Annotated in this window: 20 protein-coding genes; 5 read left to right on the top strand and 15 right to left on the bottom strand. The window is 64.0% G+C overall.

The genetic code is table 11. The features are described 5' to 3' along the window. Positions 1–28: 28 nt before the first annotated feature. From FNL56_RS08660 to FNL56_RS08650, 3 genes are all read right to left on the bottom strand, one after another. Positions 29–1207, bottom strand: a complete 1179-nt coding sequence (locus FNL56_RS08660; RefSeq protein WP_143572418.1) for an ABC transporter substrate-binding protein — start codon at positions 1205–1207, stop codon at positions 29–31. 82 nt (positions 1208–1289) lie between these two features. Further along, on the bottom strand, positions 1290–2726 hold the full coding sequence (locus tag FNL56_RS08655) for a glutamine synthetase family protein (protein ID WP_143572417.1): 1437 nt from the start codon (positions 2724–2726) through the stop codon (positions 1290–1292). 206 nt (positions 2727–2932) lie between these two features. After that, the gene (locus tag FNL56_RS08650; RefSeq protein WP_143572416.1) at positions 2933–4291 is read right to left on the bottom strand and encodes an aromatic ring-hydroxylating dioxygenase subunit alpha; all 1359 of its coding nucleotides are present in this window, start codon (positions 4289–4291) and stop codon (positions 2933–2935) included. A 276-nt stretch (positions 4292–4567) separates the two neighbouring features. Between FNL56_RS08650 and FNL56_RS08645 the strand changes: the two genes are divergently transcribed. The 3 genes from FNL56_RS08645 to FNL56_RS08635 all read left to right on the top strand — a co-directional run bounded on the left by FNL56_RS08645 (position 4568) and on the right by FNL56_RS08635 (position 7114). After that, positions 4568–5785 (top strand): NAD(P)/FAD-dependent oxidoreductase, encoded by a 1218-nt coding sequence (locus FNL56_RS08645; RefSeq protein WP_143572415.1) that lies wholly within the window; start codon positions 4568–4570, stop codon positions 5783–5785. A gap of 16 nt (positions 5786–5801) precedes the next feature. Continuing rightward, positions 5802–6590: an IclR family transcriptional regulator domain-containing protein gene (locus tag FNL56_RS08640; RefSeq protein WP_143572414.1), complete on the top strand. Its 789-nt coding sequence runs from the start codon at positions 5802–5804 to the stop codon at positions 6588–6590. Positions 6591–6769: 179 nt separating this feature from the next. Continuing rightward, positions 6770–7114, top strand: coding sequence for a 5-carboxymethyl-2-hydroxymuconate Delta-isomerase (locus tag FNL56_RS08635; RefSeq protein ID WP_143572413.1), 345 nt, complete (start codon positions 6770–6772; stop codon positions 7112–7114). Between the two features lie 4 nt (positions 7115–7118). Here the strand turns inward: FNL56_RS08635 and FNL56_RS08630 are convergent, their stop codons facing one another. The 5 genes from FNL56_RS08630 to FNL56_RS08610 form a co-directional block, all read right to left on the bottom strand. Continuing rightward, a complete protein-coding gene (locus FNL56_RS08630) occupies positions 7119–7733 on the bottom strand; it encodes a hypothetical protein (protein ID WP_143572412.1) in 615 nt (204 codons plus the stop codon). Beyond that, the gene (locus FNL56_RS08625; RefSeq protein WP_143572411.1) at positions 7730–8575 is read right to left on the bottom strand and encodes an ABC transporter permease; all 846 of its coding nucleotides are present in this window, start codon (positions 8573–8575) and stop codon (positions 7730–7732) included. The genes FNL56_RS08630 and FNL56_RS08625 overlap by 4 nt, the downstream gene beginning before the upstream one ends. Then, positions 8572–9333 (bottom strand): ABC transporter ATP-binding protein, encoded by a 762-nt coding sequence (locus FNL56_RS08620; protein WP_246660911.1) that lies wholly within the window; start codon positions 9331–9333, stop codon positions 8572–8574. The genes FNL56_RS08625 and FNL56_RS08620 overlap by 4 nt, the downstream gene beginning before the upstream one ends. Positions 9334–9356: 23 nt before the next feature. Continuing rightward, the gene (locus tag FNL56_RS08615) at positions 9357–10325 is read right to left on the bottom strand and encodes a YVTN family beta-propeller repeat protein (protein WP_368039337.1); all 969 of its coding nucleotides are present in this window, start codon (positions 10323–10325) and stop codon (positions 9357–9359) included. 173 nt (positions 10326–10498) lie between these two features. Then, positions 10499–11680, bottom strand: coding sequence for an ABC transporter substrate-binding protein (locus tag FNL56_RS08610; RefSeq protein ID WP_143572409.1), 1182 nt, complete (start codon positions 11678–11680; stop codon positions 10499–10501). 124 nt (positions 11681–11804) lie between these two features. On the opposite strand from FNL56_RS08610, the gene FNL56_RS08605 reads away from it, so the two are divergent. Continuing rightward, on the top strand, positions 11805–12320 hold the full coding sequence (locus FNL56_RS08605; protein WP_143572408.1) for a DUF3280 domain-containing protein: 516 nt from the start codon (positions 11805–11807) through the stop codon (positions 12318–12320). Positions 12321–12458: 138 nt separating this feature from the next. Here the strand turns inward: FNL56_RS08605 and fghA are convergent, their stop codons facing one another. The 3 genes from fghA to FNL56_RS08590 form a co-directional block, all read right to left on the bottom strand. Further along, positions 12459–13307: an S-formylglutathione hydrolase gene (fghA, locus tag FNL56_RS08600; RefSeq protein ID WP_143572407.1), complete on the bottom strand. Its 849-nt coding sequence runs from the start codon at positions 13305–13307 to the stop codon at positions 12459–12461. 112 nt (positions 13308–13419) lie between these two features. Further along, complete coding sequence (gene gfa, locus FNL56_RS08595; RefSeq protein WP_143572406.1) at positions 13420–13989, bottom strand: S-(hydroxymethyl)glutathione synthase; 570 nt, start codon at positions 13987–13989, stop codon at positions 13420–13422. 221 nt (positions 13990–14210) lie between these two features. Continuing rightward, positions 14211–14906, bottom strand: a complete 696-nt coding sequence (locus FNL56_RS08590; RefSeq protein WP_143572405.1) for a DUF1045 domain-containing protein — start codon at positions 14904–14906, stop codon at positions 14211–14213. A gap of 260 nt (positions 14907–15166) precedes the next feature. On the opposite strand from FNL56_RS08590, the gene FNL56_RS08585 reads away from it, so the two are divergent. Further along, entirely contained in the window at positions 15167–15469 is a 303-nt protein-coding gene (locus FNL56_RS08585; protein ID WP_143572404.1) for an HU family DNA-binding protein, read from the top strand. Between the two features lie 187 nt (positions 15470–15656). Here FNL56_RS08585 and FNL56_RS08580 read toward each other — a convergent pair whose 3' ends face one another. From FNL56_RS08580 to xoxF5, 4 genes are all read right to left on the bottom strand, one after another. Continuing rightward, positions 15657–16214, bottom strand: a complete 558-nt coding sequence (locus FNL56_RS08580) for a PQQ-dependent catabolism-associated CXXCW motif protein (RefSeq protein ID WP_143572403.1) — start codon at positions 16212–16214, stop codon at positions 15657–15659. Continuing rightward, a complete protein-coding gene (locus tag FNL56_RS08575; protein WP_143572402.1) occupies positions 16211–17104 on the bottom strand; it encodes a substrate-binding domain-containing protein in 894 nt (297 codons plus the stop codon). Before FNL56_RS08575 ends, FNL56_RS08580 begins: the two co-directional genes overlap by 4 nt. Positions 17105–17160: 56 nt before the next feature. Next, positions 17161–17685, bottom strand: coding sequence for a c-type cytochrome, methanol metabolism-related (locus tag FNL56_RS08570; protein ID WP_143572401.1), 525 nt, complete (start codon positions 17683–17685; stop codon positions 17161–17163). A gap of 131 nt (positions 17686–17816) precedes the next feature. Further along, on the bottom strand, positions 17817–19619 hold the full coding sequence (gene xoxF5 / locus FNL56_RS08565; protein ID WP_143572400.1) for a lanthanide-dependent methanol dehydrogenase XoxF5: 1803 nt from the start codon (positions 19617–19619) through the stop codon (positions 17817–17819). Between the last annotated feature and the right edge of the window lie 326 nt (positions 19620–19945).

Genomic DNA, 19945 nt, shown 5'->3' with positions numbered 1-19945 from the left:
CTCCTGCCCCGGAACGACAGTGAGAGGTTTACTTCTTGCTCAGCGCCCAATCCGGCTGGTCGGCGAACATCGTGTCGCTTTCCTTGTTGATCAGCTTGCCGTTCTCTTTCACCACGGTGCGCAAATAGACGTTCTGGCGGATGTGGCGGGTGTCAGGATCGATCGATACCGGACCGCGCGGGCTGACCCACTTCATGCCCTTGACGGCAGCGATCGCCTTGTCCGGGTCGCGCTTGCCGTCGGTGGCCTTGATCATCTCGTAGATCACGCGCGCGCCGTCATAGGCGGCGACGCCGGTCATCGCGACGTCCTCGACCTTACCGCCGTTCTTCACGATCGAGGCCAGGAACTGCTTGTTCTCCGGGCTCTCGTGCGACACCGCGTAGTGATAGGTCGAGAGCACGCCAAGCGCGCTGTCGCCGATGCTCGGCAGATCGATCTCGGTGACGATGTCGCCGGTCGACATCAGCTTGACGCCGTCGGCCCTGAGGCCGTTGTCGATATAGGCTTTGAAGAAGCCGAAGGTCGGCGGGCCGGACGGCAGGAAGCAGAAGATGGTGTCAGCGCCGGCCGCCTTGATCCGCTGCATGATCGGGCTGAAGTCGGTGGTGTTCATCGGGATGCGGATCGCCTCGACCACGGCGCCGCCATCGGTCTCGAAAGTCTTCTTGAACGCCGCTTCGGCATCGATGCCCGGGCCGTAGTCACTGACCGCGATCGCCGCCTTGCGCGAGCCGTTCTTGTAGGCGACGTTGGCCGCCGGCACGGTGTTCTGCCACATCGTGAACGAGGTGCGGACGATGTAGGGGCTCTTCTCGACTATCGAGGAGGTAGCGGCGTTCAGCACCACCAGCGGCGTCTTGGATTCTTCCAGCAGCGGCGCCACCGCCATCGCGTTCGGCGTGAAATAGATGCCGGCGAGATACTGCACCTTGTCCTTGACGATCAGCTCCTGCGCCAGCGCCTTGGACTTGGCGGGGTTCGGACCTTCCTCGTCGCGGTAGATGAACTCGACGGTGTGATTGCCGACCTTGTTGCCGTGCTCGGCGACATAGGCGTCGATGCCCATCTTGTAATTGGCGCCGAACAGCGCGTAGGGGCCGGACATCGTGCCGATCACGCCGACCTTTATGACGTCGGCGGATGCAGTTCCGGTCATCAGCGCCAGAATGGCGAGCGACAGGATCGATTTCGTGGGGCGATGCATGTTGGACGTCCTCGTTGCGAAAGAGAAAACTTTGTCAGCAAGCTGTGTTCGGGAAAAACCTATTCAATAAACCTGCCGCGGATCAGAACATCTCGAAATATTCGCGCTGCTCCCAGTCCGACACTTCGGACTGAAAGCGCTCGATCTCGGCGAGTTTGATGTGGGTGTAGTAGTCGACCATGGTCGAGCCCATGGATTCCCGGAAGAACGGATCGTCCTTCAGCGCGAACACCGCCTCGCGCAGCGATTTCGGCAGAAGCGGCGCATCGCTCTCATAGGGCGAATCGGCCGAGGGGCCTGGATCGAGAACACGATCGACACCGTCGAGGCCGGCGAGAATTTGCGACGACATATAGAGATAGGGATTGGCGGCGGGTTCGCCGACGCGGTTTTCCAGCCGCGTCGCGGAATCATGGGGACCGCCGAGTACGCGAATCATCGCGCCACGGTTGTCGCGGCCCCAGATCGCACGGTCCGGCGCCAGCGAGTAGGAGCGATAGCGCTTGTAGCCGTTGATGGTAGGCGTAGTGAACACGGTCGCCGCGCGCGCATGCGCCAGCAATCCTGCGAGATAGCCGCGGCCGAACGACGACAATTGTTCACCGGCGTCGGTAGACATGAACGCGTTGCGGCCGCCGTCGCGCGACACCAGCGACTGGTGCAGATGCCAGCCCGACGACACGACGTTGGGAATTTTCGGGCGGCACATGAAGGTGGCGTGGTAGCCGCGGCGATGGCAGATCTGCTTCACCGCGGAGCGAAACAAAACCATGCTGTCGGCCGGCGTCAGACCCACGGTCGGAGCGAAGGTGAATTCGCACTGGCTCGGACCATATTCGACTTCCACCGAGCGCAGCGGCAGGCCGAGCGCCATCACGTCGCGGCGGATGAATTCGAGCACCGGCTCCATCTGGTCGTAGCGCTGCTCGGTAAGGTACTGGTAGCCGTGCGACAAGAGGCTGACTTCCGGCGATCGGCCCGGCTGACCGGCATCCTCTGGCGCCATCCTTGTTTCTTCGTTCTTGAAGATGTGGCACTCGACTTCGAGCCCGGCGACAAAGTCGTAGCCGCGCTTGTTGAGGTCCGCGAGCACGCCCTTATAGAGGTTGCGGGTGGCAAACGGCACCGGGCGGCCATCGGCGAAATGCACGTCGCACAACAGCCAGCCGGTGGCCTCGACCCAGGGCAACACGCGGAAGGTGAGCGGATCGGGGATCATAAGCGCGTCGGCCGCGCCCTGCATTTCCGGAATGCCGAAGCCGCCGCCGGCGGTGAACACCGGGAAGACCGATTTGTGCGAGGTGTCCTTGGCGAACATCGTGGTGGTGATGTTGCAGCCGTTCTCCAGCACCCGCAGCGCCTCGCTGGCAATCAGCGTCTTGCCGCGCAAAATGCCATGCTGGTCGGGAAACGACAGCCGGATCACTTCCAACTTCTGCTCCTCGACGATGCGCCGAAGCCGCACGGCGGCGTCCTTCTGTTCTGCGGACCACAGGCCGTGGCGTTCGACGAAACTCATGCGAGCAACTTTCAGTGCAGTTCACGAACGAGATGGCTCCCCTCCCCCTTGCGGGGAGGGTCGGCCGAGCGAGTGATGATGCGATAGCATCATCAGGAGCGGAGACCGGGGTGGGGGGTGCCACGGGCGACAGAGCTTGTGGCTCCCCCCTCCCCGACCCTCCCCCGCAAGGGGGGGGGAGGGAGCAGAGCCGCTTGCCGCCGCGCTTACTCCGCCGCCGACAGATGCGTCACGGTAGCGGGGGTCTCGTTCGGCACGGGGGCCGCCCATGGCGCGCCGCGGCGGCGGGCGACGTCGACTTCCATCCAGTAGGTTTCCCAGCCCTTGGTTGGGCCGATGCCGTCCATCGTGCCGGGGCCCTGGATGCTGCGGGCGTGGGCCTCGTCGAGGAACATCATCGGCTTCTGGCCGCCGGCGACCTTCTCGATCTCGGCCCTCAGCAGCTTGCGGTAGGCGATAATCGCCTTGTCACTCGATCCGAGATGTTCGCGGGTGCGGTCCTGGATCTTGCCCATCGATTCCACCGCCCACTGGTCGTGGACGTTGATGTCGGCGCCCATGCCGGTATAGGTCTCGTGCGCCTGCTCGTGCGGATCGAAGCCGTAGTCATTGCTGCGGTTCTTCCGCGACGTGTAGTTCGGAAGTTCGTAAAGTTCCAGGCGCTGCTCGCGCATCTTCACCTTGTCGACCGGCTTGGTGTAGCTGGTAAAGATCGCGTACCAGTAGCAGCTTTCGTCATCGACCGGGACGTGCCACTGCGTGATGGTCATTTCCGTGCTCATCGGAATCGCAAAGCCGTGCGGGAAGATCTGGTTGGTGACGCGGACATGGGTGCGTTCGTCATCGAGCTGGCGCAACGCGATCAGGCGCAGGCCAAACTCAGTCGACTCCACATTGATGATCGGCCGGTCATACTCGCGAAGAATCTTGGTCATCGGCAGTTCGGTGCCGGCCGAGGCGCCGCGGAACTGCTTGCCATAAGCGGCCGTAACGTCTTCATCCTCGAAAAAACGATGCAGGAACGACGCGTGCGCGGGATCGATGCCGACTTCCAGCGCCTGCAGCCAGTTGCAGTCGAACAGGCCCTTGAAGGCAAAGGTGTAGGCGCCGGGTGCCGCGAAGCAGTCGAGCTCCGGAAAGGCCGGCGGTTCGCCTTCGCCAAGATAGGCCCACAGGATGCCGCCCTTCTCGACCACCGGAAACGCGCGCTGCTTGATGCCGGCGCACAGTTTCGATGTAGCGGGCTCGGCTGGCGTCTCCAGGCACTTGCCTTTGACGTCGAACAGCCAGCCGTGGAAGGCGCAGCGCACGCCGCCGCCTTCGAGCCGGCCGAACGCCAGATCGGCGCCGCGGTGCGGGCAGTCGCGATCGAGCAGGCCATAGCGGCCCTGCTCATCGCGAAACAGCACGAAATCCTCGCCGAGCAATTTCACCGGCCGGATCGGCCGCTCGCCTTCCAGCTCATCGACCAGCGCCGCGGGCTGCCAGTAGTTGCGCATCAACTTGCCGGCGGGTGCCTTCGGTCCGATCCGGGTGATCAGGTCGTTTTGCTCTTGGCTCATCATGGCAAGGAGGCCTTTCGGGAGGCTGGACAAACAAACCCAAGCCGCAGACATTTGTTCGTCTATTGAACTTATGGGCGATTTTAGAGATTGAATAATTCCAAGCAAGTGGAATTTTGCGCCAGATCATGGCGACAAAACAAGCACTGATGCAGCCGCAGCGATCCTGCATCGACTTGCGCCGGACGAACACATGTTCAATATACCTCGATACGCATGGGAGCCCGCGATGCCGACATATCCTCACACTTCCCGATTTCCGGTCATGGGCCTGCGGCTGTGAGCGGCCTCGTCATCATCGGCGCGTCCTATGCCGGCGTTCAGGCCGGCATCAGCGCCCGCGAGAAGGGCTTTCAGGGGCCGATCCGGATCGTCGCCGACGAGATCCACCTGCCCTATCAGCGGCCGCCGCTGTCGAAGGGGTTCCTGTCGGGCAGCGTTACCCACAGCAACCTGTTTCTGCGCGGCGACGACTACTTCAAGGCCCAGAATATCGAGATGTGTCTGGGCCATCGCGCCGTCCGCATCGATCGCGACGCCGGCACCGTCGAACTGGAAGACGGCGAGCGACTGACGTTTGACCAGTTGTTGATCGCAACCGGATCGCGCGCGCGGCAGCTCGCCGTGCCGGGCGCCGACGGCGCCGACATCGTCTATCTGCGCACGCTGGATCACGCGGTGAACCTTAAGCCGCGGCTGGAGGCGGCGAAGGAAGTCGTCATCGTCGGCGGCGGCTTCATCGGGCTGGAAGTCGCGGCGACCGCCGCCAAGGCCGGCAAGAAGGTAGTGATGATCGAGGCGGTGTCGCGCCTCCTGGAGCGCGCGGTGTCGCCGCTGATCTCGCAATTCCTGCTCGACATGCACCGCTCGCACGGCGTCGATATCCGCTTCCAGCAGAGCGTCACGGCGATCGAGAACCACGGCGCCCTGCACGACGTGGTGTGCTCGAACGGCGACCGGGTCCGCGGCGATCTGATCATCGCGGGCATCGGCGGCATCGCCAATGACGAACTGGCCGTCGAGGCTGGCGTGCTGTGCGCCAACGGCATCGACGTCGATGCCCACGGCCAGACCAATATCCCCAACATCTACGCCGCCGGCGACGTCAGCAACCACCACAACATCTATGCCGGCCGCCGCGTGCGGCTGGAATCGGTGCAGAACGCCACCGACCAGGGCAAGGCCGCCGGCTTTGCAATCGCCGGCCACCCTGAGCCCTACGAGGCCGTGCCGCGCTTCTGGTCCGACCAGTATGACGCGAAGCTGCAGATCGTCGGCCTGTCGGGTCCCGACGACACCCCGGTGATCCGCGGCGCGATCAGCGAGGGTAAGTTCTCGGTGTTCTATTATCGCGGCACGCGGCTGATGGCGGTGGACAGCATCAACCGGCCCGGAGACCAGATGATCGCGCGCCGCCTGATCGCGGCGTCATTGTCGCCGACGCCGGAACAGGCCGCCGATCTCGGCTTCGATCTCAAGAAAGTGGAAGCCGCGTGACCCGGACACGCGCATCATGGTGAAACCGAAGCGCGCCGAGGGCGAGGAGCGCGGCAATACCGACTTCATCGAGAGCCTCGACCGCGGCTTGCGCGTGTTCGAACTGTTCGGCGCCGATCCCCGCCCGATGACGCTGAGTGACCTCGCCAAGGCGGCCGACCTGCCGCGCGCCACGGTGCGGCGTATCCTGTTCACGCTGGAGCGCGCCGGATATGTCGAAAGCGACGGCAAATTGTTCACACTGACGCCGCGCGTGCTGGTGCTGGCGGCCTCCTTCCTGTCGTCGAACCAGGTGGTGGCGGTACTGCAGCCGGTGCTCGACCGGCTGGCCAGCACCGCGCAGGAGATCTCGTCGCTGGCGGTGCTCGACGGCCATGAAGTGATCTTCATCGCCCGCGCCAGCCCGGCGCGGGTGTTTTCTGCCGGCATCGATCTCGGCTACCGGCTGCCGGCCTACTGCACCTCGGTCGGCCGCGCGATGCTCGGCAAATATTCCAACAGCGACCTCGCCGCGGCCTTGAGCGCGATGGAGCTCAAGGCGATGACGCCGTTCACCGTCACCGACCGCGACCTGCTGCTCGCCACCATCATGACCGACCGCGAAAAGGGCTATTCGCTGGTCGATCGCGAGGCCGAGCCGGGCTTTCGCTCGATTTCGGTGCCGGTGCGCCGCTATGATGGCGAGATCGTCGCCGCCATCAACATGGGCGCTCATGTCGATCGCATCTCCACTGGCGAAATGATCGACCGCTTTCTGCCGCTGCTGCGCGAAGCCGCAGACAGCGTGAAGTCGATGCTTCTGTAGAAAACTGCTCCGGCTTTTCAGCCGTCATTGCGAGGTCAGGGAAAGCCAATTGGCCTTCCCCTTAGCGAAGCGACGCGGCAATCCAGGAGCTGCGACCTCTCAAAGAACTGGATTGCTTCGTCGCAAGGGCTCCTCGCAATGACGGCCGAGAGTTCGAACCGCCCCAAGGACCATAAGCCATGCCGCACATCATCATCGAACATTCCACCGAAGGCCATGCCCGTTTCGATGCCGCGGCCCTGATGCGCGCGTTGCACGAGGCGGCGGCGGGCACCGGCGTGGTGCAGGCCGCCGACCTCAAGATCCGGGTGATGGCCTATACGGACTATCTGGTAGCCGGCACGCGCGACGGCTTCTGCCATGTCTCGCTGTACCTGCTGGAAGGTCGCACGCCGGCACAGAAAGTGCTGCTCAGCGAAGTGTTGCGCGCGGCGATGGTGGCGGTGCTGCCGCACACCAAAAGCCTCAGCGTCGATATCCGGGACATGGACGCTTCGGCCTACAAGAAGCGGCTGCTGGACTGACGCCCTATTCCATCGCCTGCTGGATCGCGCGTCCCAGCGCGAACAGCCGCTGATCGATCGCCACCGGTACCTCGCAGACGAACTTGATGACGCGCTGGCGGTCCTCGAAGATCCGCGTCTGCCACAATAGCTGGTTGCTGAGTTGCTCGATCTTCGCCGGGTCCGGCGAAGCCTGGTCCTGCAACGAATGCATCGACAAGGTCGCGGCTCGGATCGCGTCGGCGGCGCCGCGCTGCTTGCGGGTGACGCGCTCCAGCCCGTTCAGCACAGAGGAGCGCTGCGCGTTCAGCGTCTCGAACAGGCCGGCAAACAGCCGCCTGCCCTTGTCGAGCTTGCGGTCGCCGGCGCCGGCGAGAAATTCGTTGAGCGCCTTTTCCGCCTCGTCGAGCGGCGTGCGCCGCGCCGCCAGGCGCTCGACCAGCGCGCTGACCGCCATGTCCTCTTTCCATTTATCCGTGGCATCGCCGAGGTCGGGCCCGGCCCAGACCGCGGCGAGCGAGACTTCGGGCACCTTGGCCTGCACGCACGGCCAGTCCGGATAGCGCGGATCCGCGGCATGGCCGATGCCCGGCACGCACACCAGCGCCAACAGCGTTGCGATAATGAAACGGGTTTTCATGTCTCTGCTCCGGCGGGACCGCGGCGACCGAAACCGCGCGAGGGGTCATAGGCCATTGCCGCCGCGACCATGAATACGATCGCACAGCCGCCGACCACGGCCAGCGACACGCCGTTGAGGCGACCATACAGAGCGAAACGGATCAGTTCGACGGCATGCGTAAAGGGATTGAGCCCGCAGACGAAGGCAAGCAACGGACTGCCCTCCTGCACCCGCCACAGCGGGTAGAGCGCAGAGGAGGCAAAGAACATCGGGAAGATCACGAAGTTCATCACGCCCGCGAAATTCTCCAGTTGCCGGATGCCCGACGAGATCAGCATGCCGAGCGCGCCGAGCATCAGCCCGGACAGCAGCAACGCCGGCAGCACGGCCAGATAGCCAAGCGGCGGAGGCTCGATTTCCCAGAACCAGGCGATCGCGAGAAACGCATAGACCTGCAGCACCGACACCGCGGTGCCGGCGAGCAGCTTGCAGAACAAGAGATACCAGCGTGGCAGCGGGCTCACCAGCAGGGTTCGCATATTGCCCATCTCGCGGTCGTAGACCATCGACAGCGACGACTGCATGCCGTTGAAAAGCTGGATCATCGCCATCAATCCGGGCGTGATGTAGACCTCGTAGAGAATATAGGTCTCGTAAGGTGGGATGATCGAAATGCCCAGCACCTGTCGAAAGCCGGCAGCGAAAATGAACAGCCAGACCAGCGGCCGGACCAGCGCCGAGACGAAACGCTCGCGCTGTTGCAGGAATCGCAGCGCCTCGCGCCACACAATGCCGTTCATGCAAACGGCATATTGCGAAAGCGTGAAGCCGCGCCGCGGCATGGCGACTTCGATCGTCATGGCACGGCCTCCGCGGTCAACCGCATGAAAGCGGCGTGCAGGTCACGCGCGCCGGATTGCGCCAGAATGTCGCCGAGCCGGCCCTGCGCCAGCACGCATCCCTGATGCAGCACCACGATTTGGTCGCCGTCGGCAATTTCGTCGAACAGATGCGTGGTGTAGAGCACGCTGATGCCCTGCTCGCGCACCAGCGCACGGATGTGGCCGAGCATGTCGGCGCGCGACCGGACGTCGAGGCCGACGGTCGGCTCGTCGAGCAGCAGGAGTTGCGGCCGGTGCAGCAGCGCACGCGCGATCTCCAGCCGTCGCATCTGCCCGCCGGACAGGTCGCGTACCTTGCTCATACCGCGATCCGACAGCGCAACCTGCGCCAGCACGTCGCCTGCGCGCAGCCGCGCCTCACGCCGGCCGATGCCGTGCAGCGCGGCGTGGTACAGCAGGTTCTGCGTCACCGACAGGTCGAGATCCAGCGTGCGTGGCTGGAACACGACGCCGAGCCGGCGCAGCGCCTCGCCGGGCTCACGGCCGGTATCGTGGCCGAAAATGCGGATATGCCCCCGTTGCACGCCGAACAAGCGCGTCACCAGGGACACCAGCGTGCTCTTGCCGGCGCCGTTCAGACCGAGCAGTGCGGTGAAGCTGCCGGGCGCGACCTCGAGGCTGACGTCCTTGAGCGCGCAGCGTGATCCATAGTGATGGCTGACAGCGTCTATGGCCAGCGCGGCGGCAATGGCCGGCGCGCTGCACCTGTCTTGCATTGGAAGCCCGGCGGAGTTCGGCATCATGGCGGCGCCATCGCAATGCCCCACGGCAATTCGCCGACCTGGATGGTCTTGATCACCTTCAGGGTTCCGACGTCGATCACCGAGACGTCGTTGGACACACCATTCGTGGTCAGTAGATATTTCTCGTCCGGGGTGAAGGCCATCTGCCAGACGCGCTGCCCGACCAGCAGATATTTCGTGACCTGATGCGTCGTCGCATTGACCACGGCGACCCGGTTGGCGGGGCCGAGTGCGACGAAGCCGGTTTTGCCGTCTTTCGTGAGCGCCATACCGACCGGCTGGATCGCCTCGCGGCGCAGCCCGGGAATGGCGAACCTGATCTTGCCGGTGACTTCGCGTCGGGCGGGATCGATGATGGTCACGGTGCCGCCGATCTCGGCCGACACCCAGAGTTCGGAATGGTCACGCTTGAAGATGGCGTAGCGCGGTCGCGCATCGACCAGCACATTGGCGACGATCTGGCGCGTCGCGGTATCGATGAAATGCGCCATGTTGGTGGTCTCGGAGGTATTGATCAGGATCTTGCCATCCGGGCTGATCGTCAGGCCCTCCGGCTCGACACCGACCTGCACCTCGCCAACCCGGGTGCGACGGGCGATATCGATGATCGTCACCGTGTTGTCGTTCTCGTTGGCGACATAGAGCAGTTTTCCCTCGGCATCCTGCACGAACAGTTCGGGATCGGGACCGGACGGCAGCGTATCGACCACCTGCTGCTTGCCGACATCGATCATCTTGATGGTGTCGTCGTCGCCCACGGCGACCAGCACGAACTTGCCGTCGCGTGTGAAACCGATACCGCGCGGACGCTGGCCGACCGGAATGGTCTTTGTCACGGTCCAGGTGTCGGTGTCGATCACCGAGACGGTGTTGCTCTTTTCGTTGGAGACATAGGCGATGAAGGCGTCGGCAGGGACGGTGGTGCCGCAGGCGATCAGAACAGCCAGCGCTAGAATGCGGGCCAAACTCCGCCCTCTCCCCGTCATTGCGAGGAGCCCTTGCGACGAAGCAATCCAGTTCTTGCGGAGGATGCGGCTTTCTGGATTGCCGCGTCGCTTCGCAAAGGGGAAAGCCACCGGCTTTCCCTGACCTCGCAATGACGGAGCCGATAGGTCATCGCCTGATCGCATCACGCACCTCATTGCCATTTACACTTCGTCTCGGCACGATCGACGCCGAGCGTGTCGAGTTCGGAGATCTGGTGCAGAAACCCTTCCTGCGGCGATACTGACACCACCATGCGGCCATCGGCGAGCAGCACCGGCTGCCGCAATTGTCCGTTCCAGTCGCGCAGGGTCAGCGGCTGGCCCTTGAAGGCCGCAATGGCGAAGTCCGGACCTTTCAGGAATTCGGCAATCGTCTTCGCATCGCCGGATTTCACGCGCGCCGCGGCTTCGCCGACCATCCGCACCGCGGTCCAGGCCTGCATGTCGCGCGCGGTCATGCGGCGCGCATTGAGCTTGACGAAGCGATTCTGCAATTGGATCGCACCCCACTGGTCATGGGCTGCGTCCCAGCTCGTCGGCACCAGCCCGGCGGAGCCCGCGATCGGCCGCGCGTCCCACGTGCGATATGGCAGATACAGCGCGAACACCTCGCTCTCGTCGGCGGCGACCAGCACGTCATGATTGGGAGCCGACTGCGTCAACGCCGGCATCTGGCGCTGGATCAGCGTGACGCCACTGTCGGTGCGGCGCGCGCCACCTTTGTCCTCGAAGATACGCTCCTGCACGATCTTGGCGCCGAACCGCAGCGCCGCGCGGCGCAATGCGTCGGCGTAGAGCTGATCCGGCGGATGCGAACCCACCACCAGGAGCCAGCGGCGCCACTGCTTCCAGACCAGATATTGCGCCAGCGCATCGGCCAGCATCGAGCGGGATGGCGCGACATGCAGCACGTTGCGCCGGCAGTCCTGCTCGCGCAGCCGGTCATCGGTGGCGCCGGCATTGAGCAGCGTGACGCCGCGGTCGCGTACCGCATCGGCAGCCTTCAACAGATCGTCGGCGGCCAGATCGGTGACGATGAAGGAGGCGCGGCGATCCGCCAGAGCCGTCATGGCCATCGCCGCATCGTCCTTGTTGTTCAGCCGCACGTCGTCGAGCACAAAACGCTGGTCGAGAAAGCGCCCGGTCGTGTTGTTGTCCTCGATCGCCAACCGCGCACCGGCGAGGCCGTCATTGCCGGCACCATGCTGCACCAGCGAAAGGCTCGGGCGAAACCCGGCAGGGCCGAGATAGCCGATCCGGATCTCGACCGGTTCCGCCGCCGCCGGACCGGTGACCAGCACGAACCACACGATCGCCCACCAAAGCCGGGCCACAGGGCACCTCCCTCAAGCCTCCCTCGACGGCAGCCGATCCGGAGACTTCTGGCTTGAAACATGGCTGATCCAGCCTAAGTTGCAACGACCAATTTGCTGTGGCTGGTTCCGCTGGAAAACGATCATGCGCAGGCTTTGCTGCATCGCGCTGCTATCGCTGACGCTGTCATCAGCCGCCTCGGCGGATGAGCCGAAAACGGCGGTGTTCGATTTCGAGCTGATTGATAGCAGCGTGCAGGGCGAGAAGGACGGCCAGCGCGCCGACGAGCAGGCGCGGCTGCTGCGTGCCGGCGATCAGCTGCGCCAGGGACTGGCGGACTCCGGCCGGTACACCTTGGTCGATATCGCACCGGTGCGCGCCGAAGCGCGCAATGCAAACCTGCAGGCCTGCGGCGGCTGCGACGTGCAGTTCGCGCAGAAGCTGGGTGCCGATCTGGCGGTGACCGGCACGGTGCAGAAAGTGTCGAACCTCATCCTCAACATGAACATTTACGTCCGCAACGCCCGCACCGGCCATCTGGTGACGTCGATGAGCGCGGATTTCCGTGGCAATACGGACGAGTCCTGGTCACGCGCGATGAGCTATCTGTTACGCAATCGCTTGCTTGCGCCGAATTATGGCGCGCCGGGGGCGCAGTAGACTGGCTGGCGTAGCCCGGATGAGCTTGCGCCTGAGCAACGTGAGGACGCGAGCGACATCCGGGGGCCGCCCCCTCGTAGAGACACCGTCCCCGGATGGCGGCGTCGCAATGCTGCGCATCGCGCCGCCTTATCCGGGCTACGTTCCGCCCAACCTCTCCGCATGCCAGCGCAGATGGTCTTCCATGAAGGTCGAGATGAAATAATAGCTGTGGTCGTAGCCGGGCTGGCGGCGCAGCGTCAGCGCGATGCCGGCGTTGGCGCAGGCGTTCTCCAGAAGGCCCGGCCGCAACTGCTCGGTCAGGAACGGATCGGCATCGCCGACATCGACCAGCAATTCGCCGATCCGCGCGCCATCCTCGATCAGCGCGACCGCATCATGCGCGCGCCAGGCGGCGCGGTCGGGACCGAGATAGCCGCCCAGCGCCTTGATGCCCCACGGCACCTGCGAGGGTGCTGCGATCGGCGAGAAGGCGCTGACGGCGCGGTAGCAACCGGGATGGCGCAGGCCGATGGTCAGGGCGCCGTGGCCGCCCATCGAATGGCCCATGATCGATTGCCGGCTCATGTCGGCAGGAAAGTTTGCGGCGAGCACCGACGGAAGTTCGGCGGTGATGTAGCTCCACATCCGGTAGTTGGCCGCGAATGGCGACTGCGTCGCATCGACATAAAAGCCGGCGCCAAGGCCGAAATCATAGGCCTGGGCGGGATCGCCGGGCACGCCGTCCCCGCGCGGGCTGGTGTCGGGCGCGACGAAGATGAGGCCGAGTTCGGCGCAGGCGCGGCGGTATTCGCCTTTCTCGGTGACATTGGCGTGGCTGCAGGTGAGACCCGACAGATACCACACCACCGGGCACGCTCTCTCGGCGGCCTGCGGCGGCACGAACACCGAAAAGGTCATGCCGGTGCCGGTCGAGCTGCTGGCGTGCTTGTAGACGCCCTGCGTGCCGCCATGCGAGCGGATTGTTGAGACGGTTTCGATCGTCATGAGGCAAGGCTCCGGCGCTGGAGAAAAAATCGCCGGCAACGCGCCGGCGGGGGGCATATGCGCCCGCCGGCGGGACCGGATCAAGTCCGGCAGAAGAGATCAGGCGGGCGTCCTAAGCCGCCTTGGCGCGGGACTGGGCGACGTGGGAGGAGATCGCGTCCATCAGGGCCGGTGACAGGCAGTCATAGGGTTGCAGCCCCAACTCGTTCAGCCGCGCGCGGATGCCGTCCATCTCGCTCGTTTGCACCCCGGACTCCAGCACCGACGACACGAAGGCAGCAAAGCCCGGCGCCGCGGAGCCGCCTTCCTCGAACAGTTCGGGATGGATGAAGTCGAGTCCATAGAACGGATGCGCCTTGTTCTCGATGCGGCCGTACATATGGGTGCCGCAGACCTTGCAGGCGTGGCGCTGGATCGTCGCGGAGGCGTCCACGACCGCAAGCTTGTCGCCGTTCTCGGTCACCGAAAGGTTGTCGCGCGGCACCACGGCGACGACCGAGAAGATGGCGCCTTCCGGCTTCCAGCATTTGGTGCAGCCGCAGGCGTGATTGTGCGCGACGTCGCCGCGGATGCTGACCTTGACCGGCCGATCCTTGCATTTGCAGACCAGCGTGCCGCCGGCAAAACTGCCGGAGCCGGCCTTGACGCCGTTATCAACCGAGGGGTGGATATGAACGGTCATGGGTCAATCCTCCTGTCTGATTTTTGATTGATAGTTGGCGGTGCGTGGCATCGCCTGGGCAATCGGACGTACGTCCTCAAGTTTCTCCGCAAATCATTGCACGCTGGCGCGCGACGTCAAGGACGCTGAAGCCATTCCCGGATTATTTTGATGCAGATTCGCAGGCAGTACCGTGTTGCGCCGCAGCGGCGACGCAGATGCGACAACAACATTGCCAAGTATCAAGTCAACGCCGTCTCATGAACGATACGGAATCGCGCCGATGCACTGTCTTGCCGAAACACGGCGAGCCGGTCGATCCGCAGCGCAGCGATATCGAGCGCGGCAAACCGCGCCTGCAACATCGCCAGCACCTCGGCCGCGCGCTCCGCCGGAAGTCGCCCGGTCAACGTCAGGTGAAAACGGAAATCATCGCGCACATAGGGATAGCCGAAGCGATCGAGCTGCTTGACCTGGCGCGCTGTCAGCGCCTCCGGCTTGCGGCGGGCTCGATCGGCAGGCGTCATCGGCGCACGGAAACGGTCGAACGCCTCGACGCAATCCTGCGCGAGCGAGTTGAGTTCAGCGCTGGGGGCCGCCGGCACGATCGCGATGAAACTGCTGATCGCCTGCACCAGCGGCGTCATCGCCGGGATGGCGCGGGGAGATGTGGCGAAGCTGTCGCAGGCCGCGATCAACCCGGCCTCGTGCTCCAGCGGCGCCAGTGCAAACGGCGCTTTCAGGGTGCCGTGAAAGCCGTATTTGCGCGGATCGCCGGTCAATGCCGGCCAGTCCGGAAACTGCGCAACCACCGCGGCGGGAAACGCCACGTCGTGGCCGGTGAAAGCATTGTAGCCGAGCATTTCGGCGCCGAAGCGCGCAAGCGGAGCGCCAGCCGAAGGGGCATAGTAGATGGCGTAGCGGGGAAAGTCGGTCATGGATCGACCATAAACACCCGGCACATCGGTGCAACCGGCGTTCGCGGACGGGGAAGCCACCGATGCCGCAGAGCCTGCAATACAGGTTGAATCGGCGCGCGTCGCCAGCGAAAGCCTGTCACACAAGACGAATCGGGGATTGAAACGCTAGAAGCACTATTTTTTTAGGCAAAATCTGTGCAGATTGTATTCTGTCCGGGTTTTTTTCTGCGATTTTCACTAGTGTCTATTTCACCGAATCACTAACACAAAGGTGCCCAATGGCCGATCAAATGACCAAGTCGCAGCTCATCGAGAAGATCAACGAGTCCCATCCCGATCTGACCAAGAAGGACGTCAAGGGCGTTCTCGAGACCCTGGCCGTGGTCGGCTACAAGGAACTGAAGAAGAACGGCGTGTTCCTGGTCCCCGGCTTTGCCAAGTTCGTCGTCGTCAAGAAGCCCGCCACCAAGGCGCGCAAGGGCACCAACCCATTCAACGGCGAGCCGATGACCTTCAAGGCCAAGCCGGCCCGCAAGATCGTGCGTGCACGCCCGGTCAAGGCCGCCAAGGACGCCGTCTAAGCGAAACGCGGCTGCCCCCGGCGCCGCTTTGAATTGCAGTAACAACGGCGCGGCATTCCCGAGGGATTGCCGCGCCGTTGTCGTTTGCGCCGTCATTGCGAGGAGCCCTTGCGACGAAGCAATCCGGTTCTTGCCGAGAGTGTGGCTCTGGATTGCCGCGTCGCTTGGCTCCTCGCTATGACGGCAGCTATTCCCCGGCCCGCGGTTCCGGCTTCGCGTCCTGCATCGGCAGATGGGCGTCGTGCCAGCCGTCAGTGCCGTCGGGATACCAGGCAACATGGGCGTAGCCGTAGCCCAGCGCGCGCTTGGCCGCGTTCCACGACATCCAGCAATGGGCCAGGCAATAGAACACCAGCCTGCGCGCCTTGTCGCCGGCGCTGGCGCGCTGCAGCCCGCGCCTGAAATAATCCTCGGTAACTTCCGCCAGTTCGCCATAGCCGGTGTCGGGCAGCCACAGGCTGCCGGGGATGTGCGGCCGTGGCGCCTCGCGCCAGACCGTGCCCGCCGGCAGATTGGGCGGTTTCGGCGGGCGTGGCAGCACGTCGATGAAGGCGGCCGCGCCGGCACGCCAAAGCGCCTCGGCCTCGGCCGTGGTCAGCACCACAGCGCCATGCAGGGTCGCCGGCACCGGCGCGCGGTAATTGTCGGTGCGGTAACCGGGCGGCTCGGGCACGGCCTCCTGCGCCTGCACAGGCGATGCGGCGGCCCATGCGGCGACCAGCCCCGCTGTCAGACGCCGGATCAATACGGCTTCGGCGCAACAACCTGCGCGGTGATCGGGCGGTCGCTGTCGTCGAGCAGCGGCACGCCGTAGCCGAGCAGGATGGCGTTGATCTCGGCCTGGTTGTCCTGGATGAAGCGGTTCAGCAGCCGCTTCCAGTTCTGGTCGGCGGCGCGAACGCCCATGCCGATCCGGTAGGTCATCCGCGGCCCGCTGGTTTCGCTCAACAATGGCGTGACGCGGAGCGGCGGTTCGGCCTGCTTTGCATGAAAGCCTGCCATCGGCCCCCACAGCACGCCGGCGTCGATCGCGCCCGAGCCGATGTCCTTGATCATGGCCTCGGCTGACGAGTCGATCCGGGTGTCGATCATCAGCGCGTAGGGTCTGGCATTGGCCATCAGCCCGTTGGCCGCCATGTTGGTGGCCGGCGGCGTCGCGGCGACGATGCCGATATGTTTGCCCTTCAGGCGTGGATCGGCCAGCGTCGTGACATCTTCAAGCGCGCTGCCCGATTTCGTGACCAACGCATAGGCCGTTCTCATGTAGGGGTTGGTGCCCTGCACGAGATCGTCGCCCTGCGGATAGCCCATCACGACGTCGCAGCGATGCGCTCCGAGGGTCATCCGGAAGAAGCCCGTCGCCTGCGGAAAAAAGGCGTAGGCGAGCCGCTTCTGCAGTCTGGCGGCCAGCAGTTCGGCGATCTTGTTCTCAAAGCCCTCTCCTTTGTCGTTGGAGAGCGGCAGATTGCGCGGGTCGGCGCAGACGCGAAGCACATTGGGATCGACCAGTTCGATCGAGAGATCGCCGCCCTCCGGCCGTTGCTGCGCAGCCGAAGGCGTCGCCTGCAGCCACGCTGCGACCGCGACGCCGGCAACAATGATGCTCGGCCATCGGCCGCCAGCTAAACCGGTCATCGCCGTCCTCTTCCTCGCTCGACTGACACGCCGGCCCTCGACACCGTTTCGTCTGCCTACTTCTTCGTGCCCATGCAGGAATCCTCGGCCTCCCGCGCGGCAGAGGGCTTGTCGTCGTGCCGCGCCGGTCTGACCCGGCCCACGGCATCGGCGCCGCGCGCCCGCAGATAGACGTAGAGATCGTCCATGTAGCAGGCGACATTGGGATTATCGCCGAACGCCGGCATCACGCTACTGTGCGAGGCATTGACGTTCTTGCGACCGCTGGCAACCACTTCGATGAATTCGCCATAGCTCATCGCCTTGACGGAGTTCTTGAGCGCTGGCGCGTAGCTGGAGCCCTCACCGTCCGGGCCATGACAGACATGGCATTCCGAATGATAGCGGCGATATCCGGAATAGGTGTACCAGTCGGTGCTGCCGCTGATGATCTTGAAGGTCGGGTTTCCCTGAACGTCGAAATACTTCCCCGCCTCTTCCTTCACAGCGTCCGGATCGGGAGGAGTTTCGGCGTAAACCGGATGAGCCGAGGTCACGACGACCGCCAGGGCCGTTCCATACAGAATAGCACGCACAGGCATTTCCTTGATTGATTTTCTTGTCGCTGAACGCGTCTGTTACGGACGCATCATGGCTCTGTAGTCCAGGCAACGCGGTCCGCGGCTGGCGCCTGGATCGCTCCACGCACCAGCCGCTCGTCGGCCGCAAGCCGCTACTGCGGCAATGCGAACACCGTCAACGCGCCACCGAGCGCGGTGTAGTTGGACAGCGCCGCATAGCCGCCGACGGCACCGAGGCCGGCGGTTGGATCCGTCAGGCCGGCCGCAAGGCCGATCCCGGCCCAGCCGCCGACGCCGGACAGCACGGCAACGTACTGCCGCCCGTCCCGTTCATAGGTGGTGACGTTGCCGATGATGCCGGACGGAGTCTTGAACTTGTAGAGCTCCTTGCCGGTCTTGGCATCGACCGCCTTCAGATAGCCTTCCAGCGTGCCGTAGAACACCACGCCGCCGGCGGTGGCGAGCGCACCGGACCACACCGAGAACTGCTCCGGCAGCGACCACACGATCTTGCCGGTCTTGTTGTCCCAGGCGATGAAGTTGCCCATGTGGCTGTCGCCCGGAGGCGGATACATCGACAGCGTCGCTCCGACATAGGGCTGGCCTGCGGTGTAGCTTACCTTGAACGGCTCGTAGTCCATGCAGACATGGTTGGTCGGCACGTAGAACATTTGCGTATCCGGCGAATAGGCCGCCGGCTGCTGGTCCTTGGTGCCGAGCGCCGCCGGGCAGATGCCCTTGGTGTTCTTGTCCTCGCCGCCGGCTTCGGTCGAGTATTGCGCTATCACCTTGGGGCGGCCATAGGTCGGCGAGTTCTTGTTCATGTCGACGCCGGAGGTCCAGTTCACCTTCGGATCGAACTTCTCGGCAACCAGCAATTCGCCGGTGGCGCGATCGAGGGTGTAGCCGAGGCCATTGCGGTCGAAATGCGTGAGCAACTTGCGCGGCTGGCCGCCCATTTCCTGGTCGGTCAGGATCATCTCATTCACGCCGTCATAGTCCCATTCGTCGTGCGGCGTCATCTGGTAGACCCAGCGCGCCATGCCGGTGTCCGGATTGCGGGCGAAGATGGTCATCGACCATTTGTTGTCGCCGGGCCGCTGCTTCGGATTCCAGGTCGAGGGATTGCCGGAGCCGTAATAGACCAGGTTCAGTGCGGGGTCGTAGGACAACCAGCCCCACGTGCAGCCGCCGCCGATCTTCCACTGGTCGCCCTGCCAGGTCCGGAGGCTGGAATCCTTGCCGACCGGCTTGCCGAGTTCGGTAGTCGATACCGGATCGAGCATGATCTGATCGTCCGGCCCTTCCGAATAGGCCCGCCAAGACTGCTTGCCCGTCTTGAGGTCGTAGGCGGTGACGTGGCACTGCACGCCAAATTCTCCGCCGGAGATGCCGACCAGCACCTTGTCCTTGACGACCAGTGGCGACGAGGTGCCGGTGGCGCCCTTGCCGGGATCGCCGTTCTTCACCGACCACTCGACCTTGCCGGTCTTGGCATCGAGCGCGACCAGCGTGGTATCGGCCTGGTGCAGGAATATCTTGCCGTCGGCATAAGCGACGCCGCGGTTCACCGTATCGCAGCACATCACCGGGATCACGTTAGGATCCTGCTTTGGTTCGTACTTCCAGACGATCTTGTTTTCCTTGGCGAGATCCAGCGCGTAGACGATGTTCGGAAACGGGGTGTGGACATACATCATATTGCCGACGATCAGCGGCCCGCCCTCATGGCCGCGCAACACACCGGTGGAAAACGTCCACGCCACCTGCAGCTTGCCGACATTGGCGGCGGTGATCTGCTTGAGCTCGGAATAGCGCTGGTTGGCATAATTGCCAGCCGGCATCACCCAGTCCTTGGCATTCTTCTCCATCTTTATCAGTTCATCATTGGCATTGGCAGCGCTGCCGGCCAGGGCCGTGAACGCGCCAAGACAGGCGAATAACACCTTGTGCATGTCGTATCCTCCCACGATGTCTTTTGTAGAATTTTATGTCTGTCGATCGGACGCATTGCGATGGGCATGAGACGGATTCGCCCAGCACCTTGATCTAGCCGCGTGATTGCATTTCAGCAGTGCAGACATAGCGGTAGCGGCGGAGGACATTCTCGTCTCTTCGCATGCCGCCATCCCCGAAGACACCGGCAATCCCAACGAACCGAAGTCCCGTTGAAGTTGAATGCCGGCAGATGCTAGTACCGCCCAACATTTCGTGCAACACAAATCACGCCTGACGACTTTCCGCTTTGTGTAGTTCGGCATTCCTGCTAGCAGATGTCGCC

This window comes from Tardiphaga sp. vice304 (genome assembly GCF_007018905.1).
Taxonomy (GTDB): domain Bacteria; phylum Pseudomonadota; class Alphaproteobacteria; order Rhizobiales; family Xanthobacteraceae; genus Tardiphaga.
The sequence above is the reverse complement of the archived record's forward strand: the minus strand, read 5'-3'. Positions and strand labels throughout refer to the sequence as shown.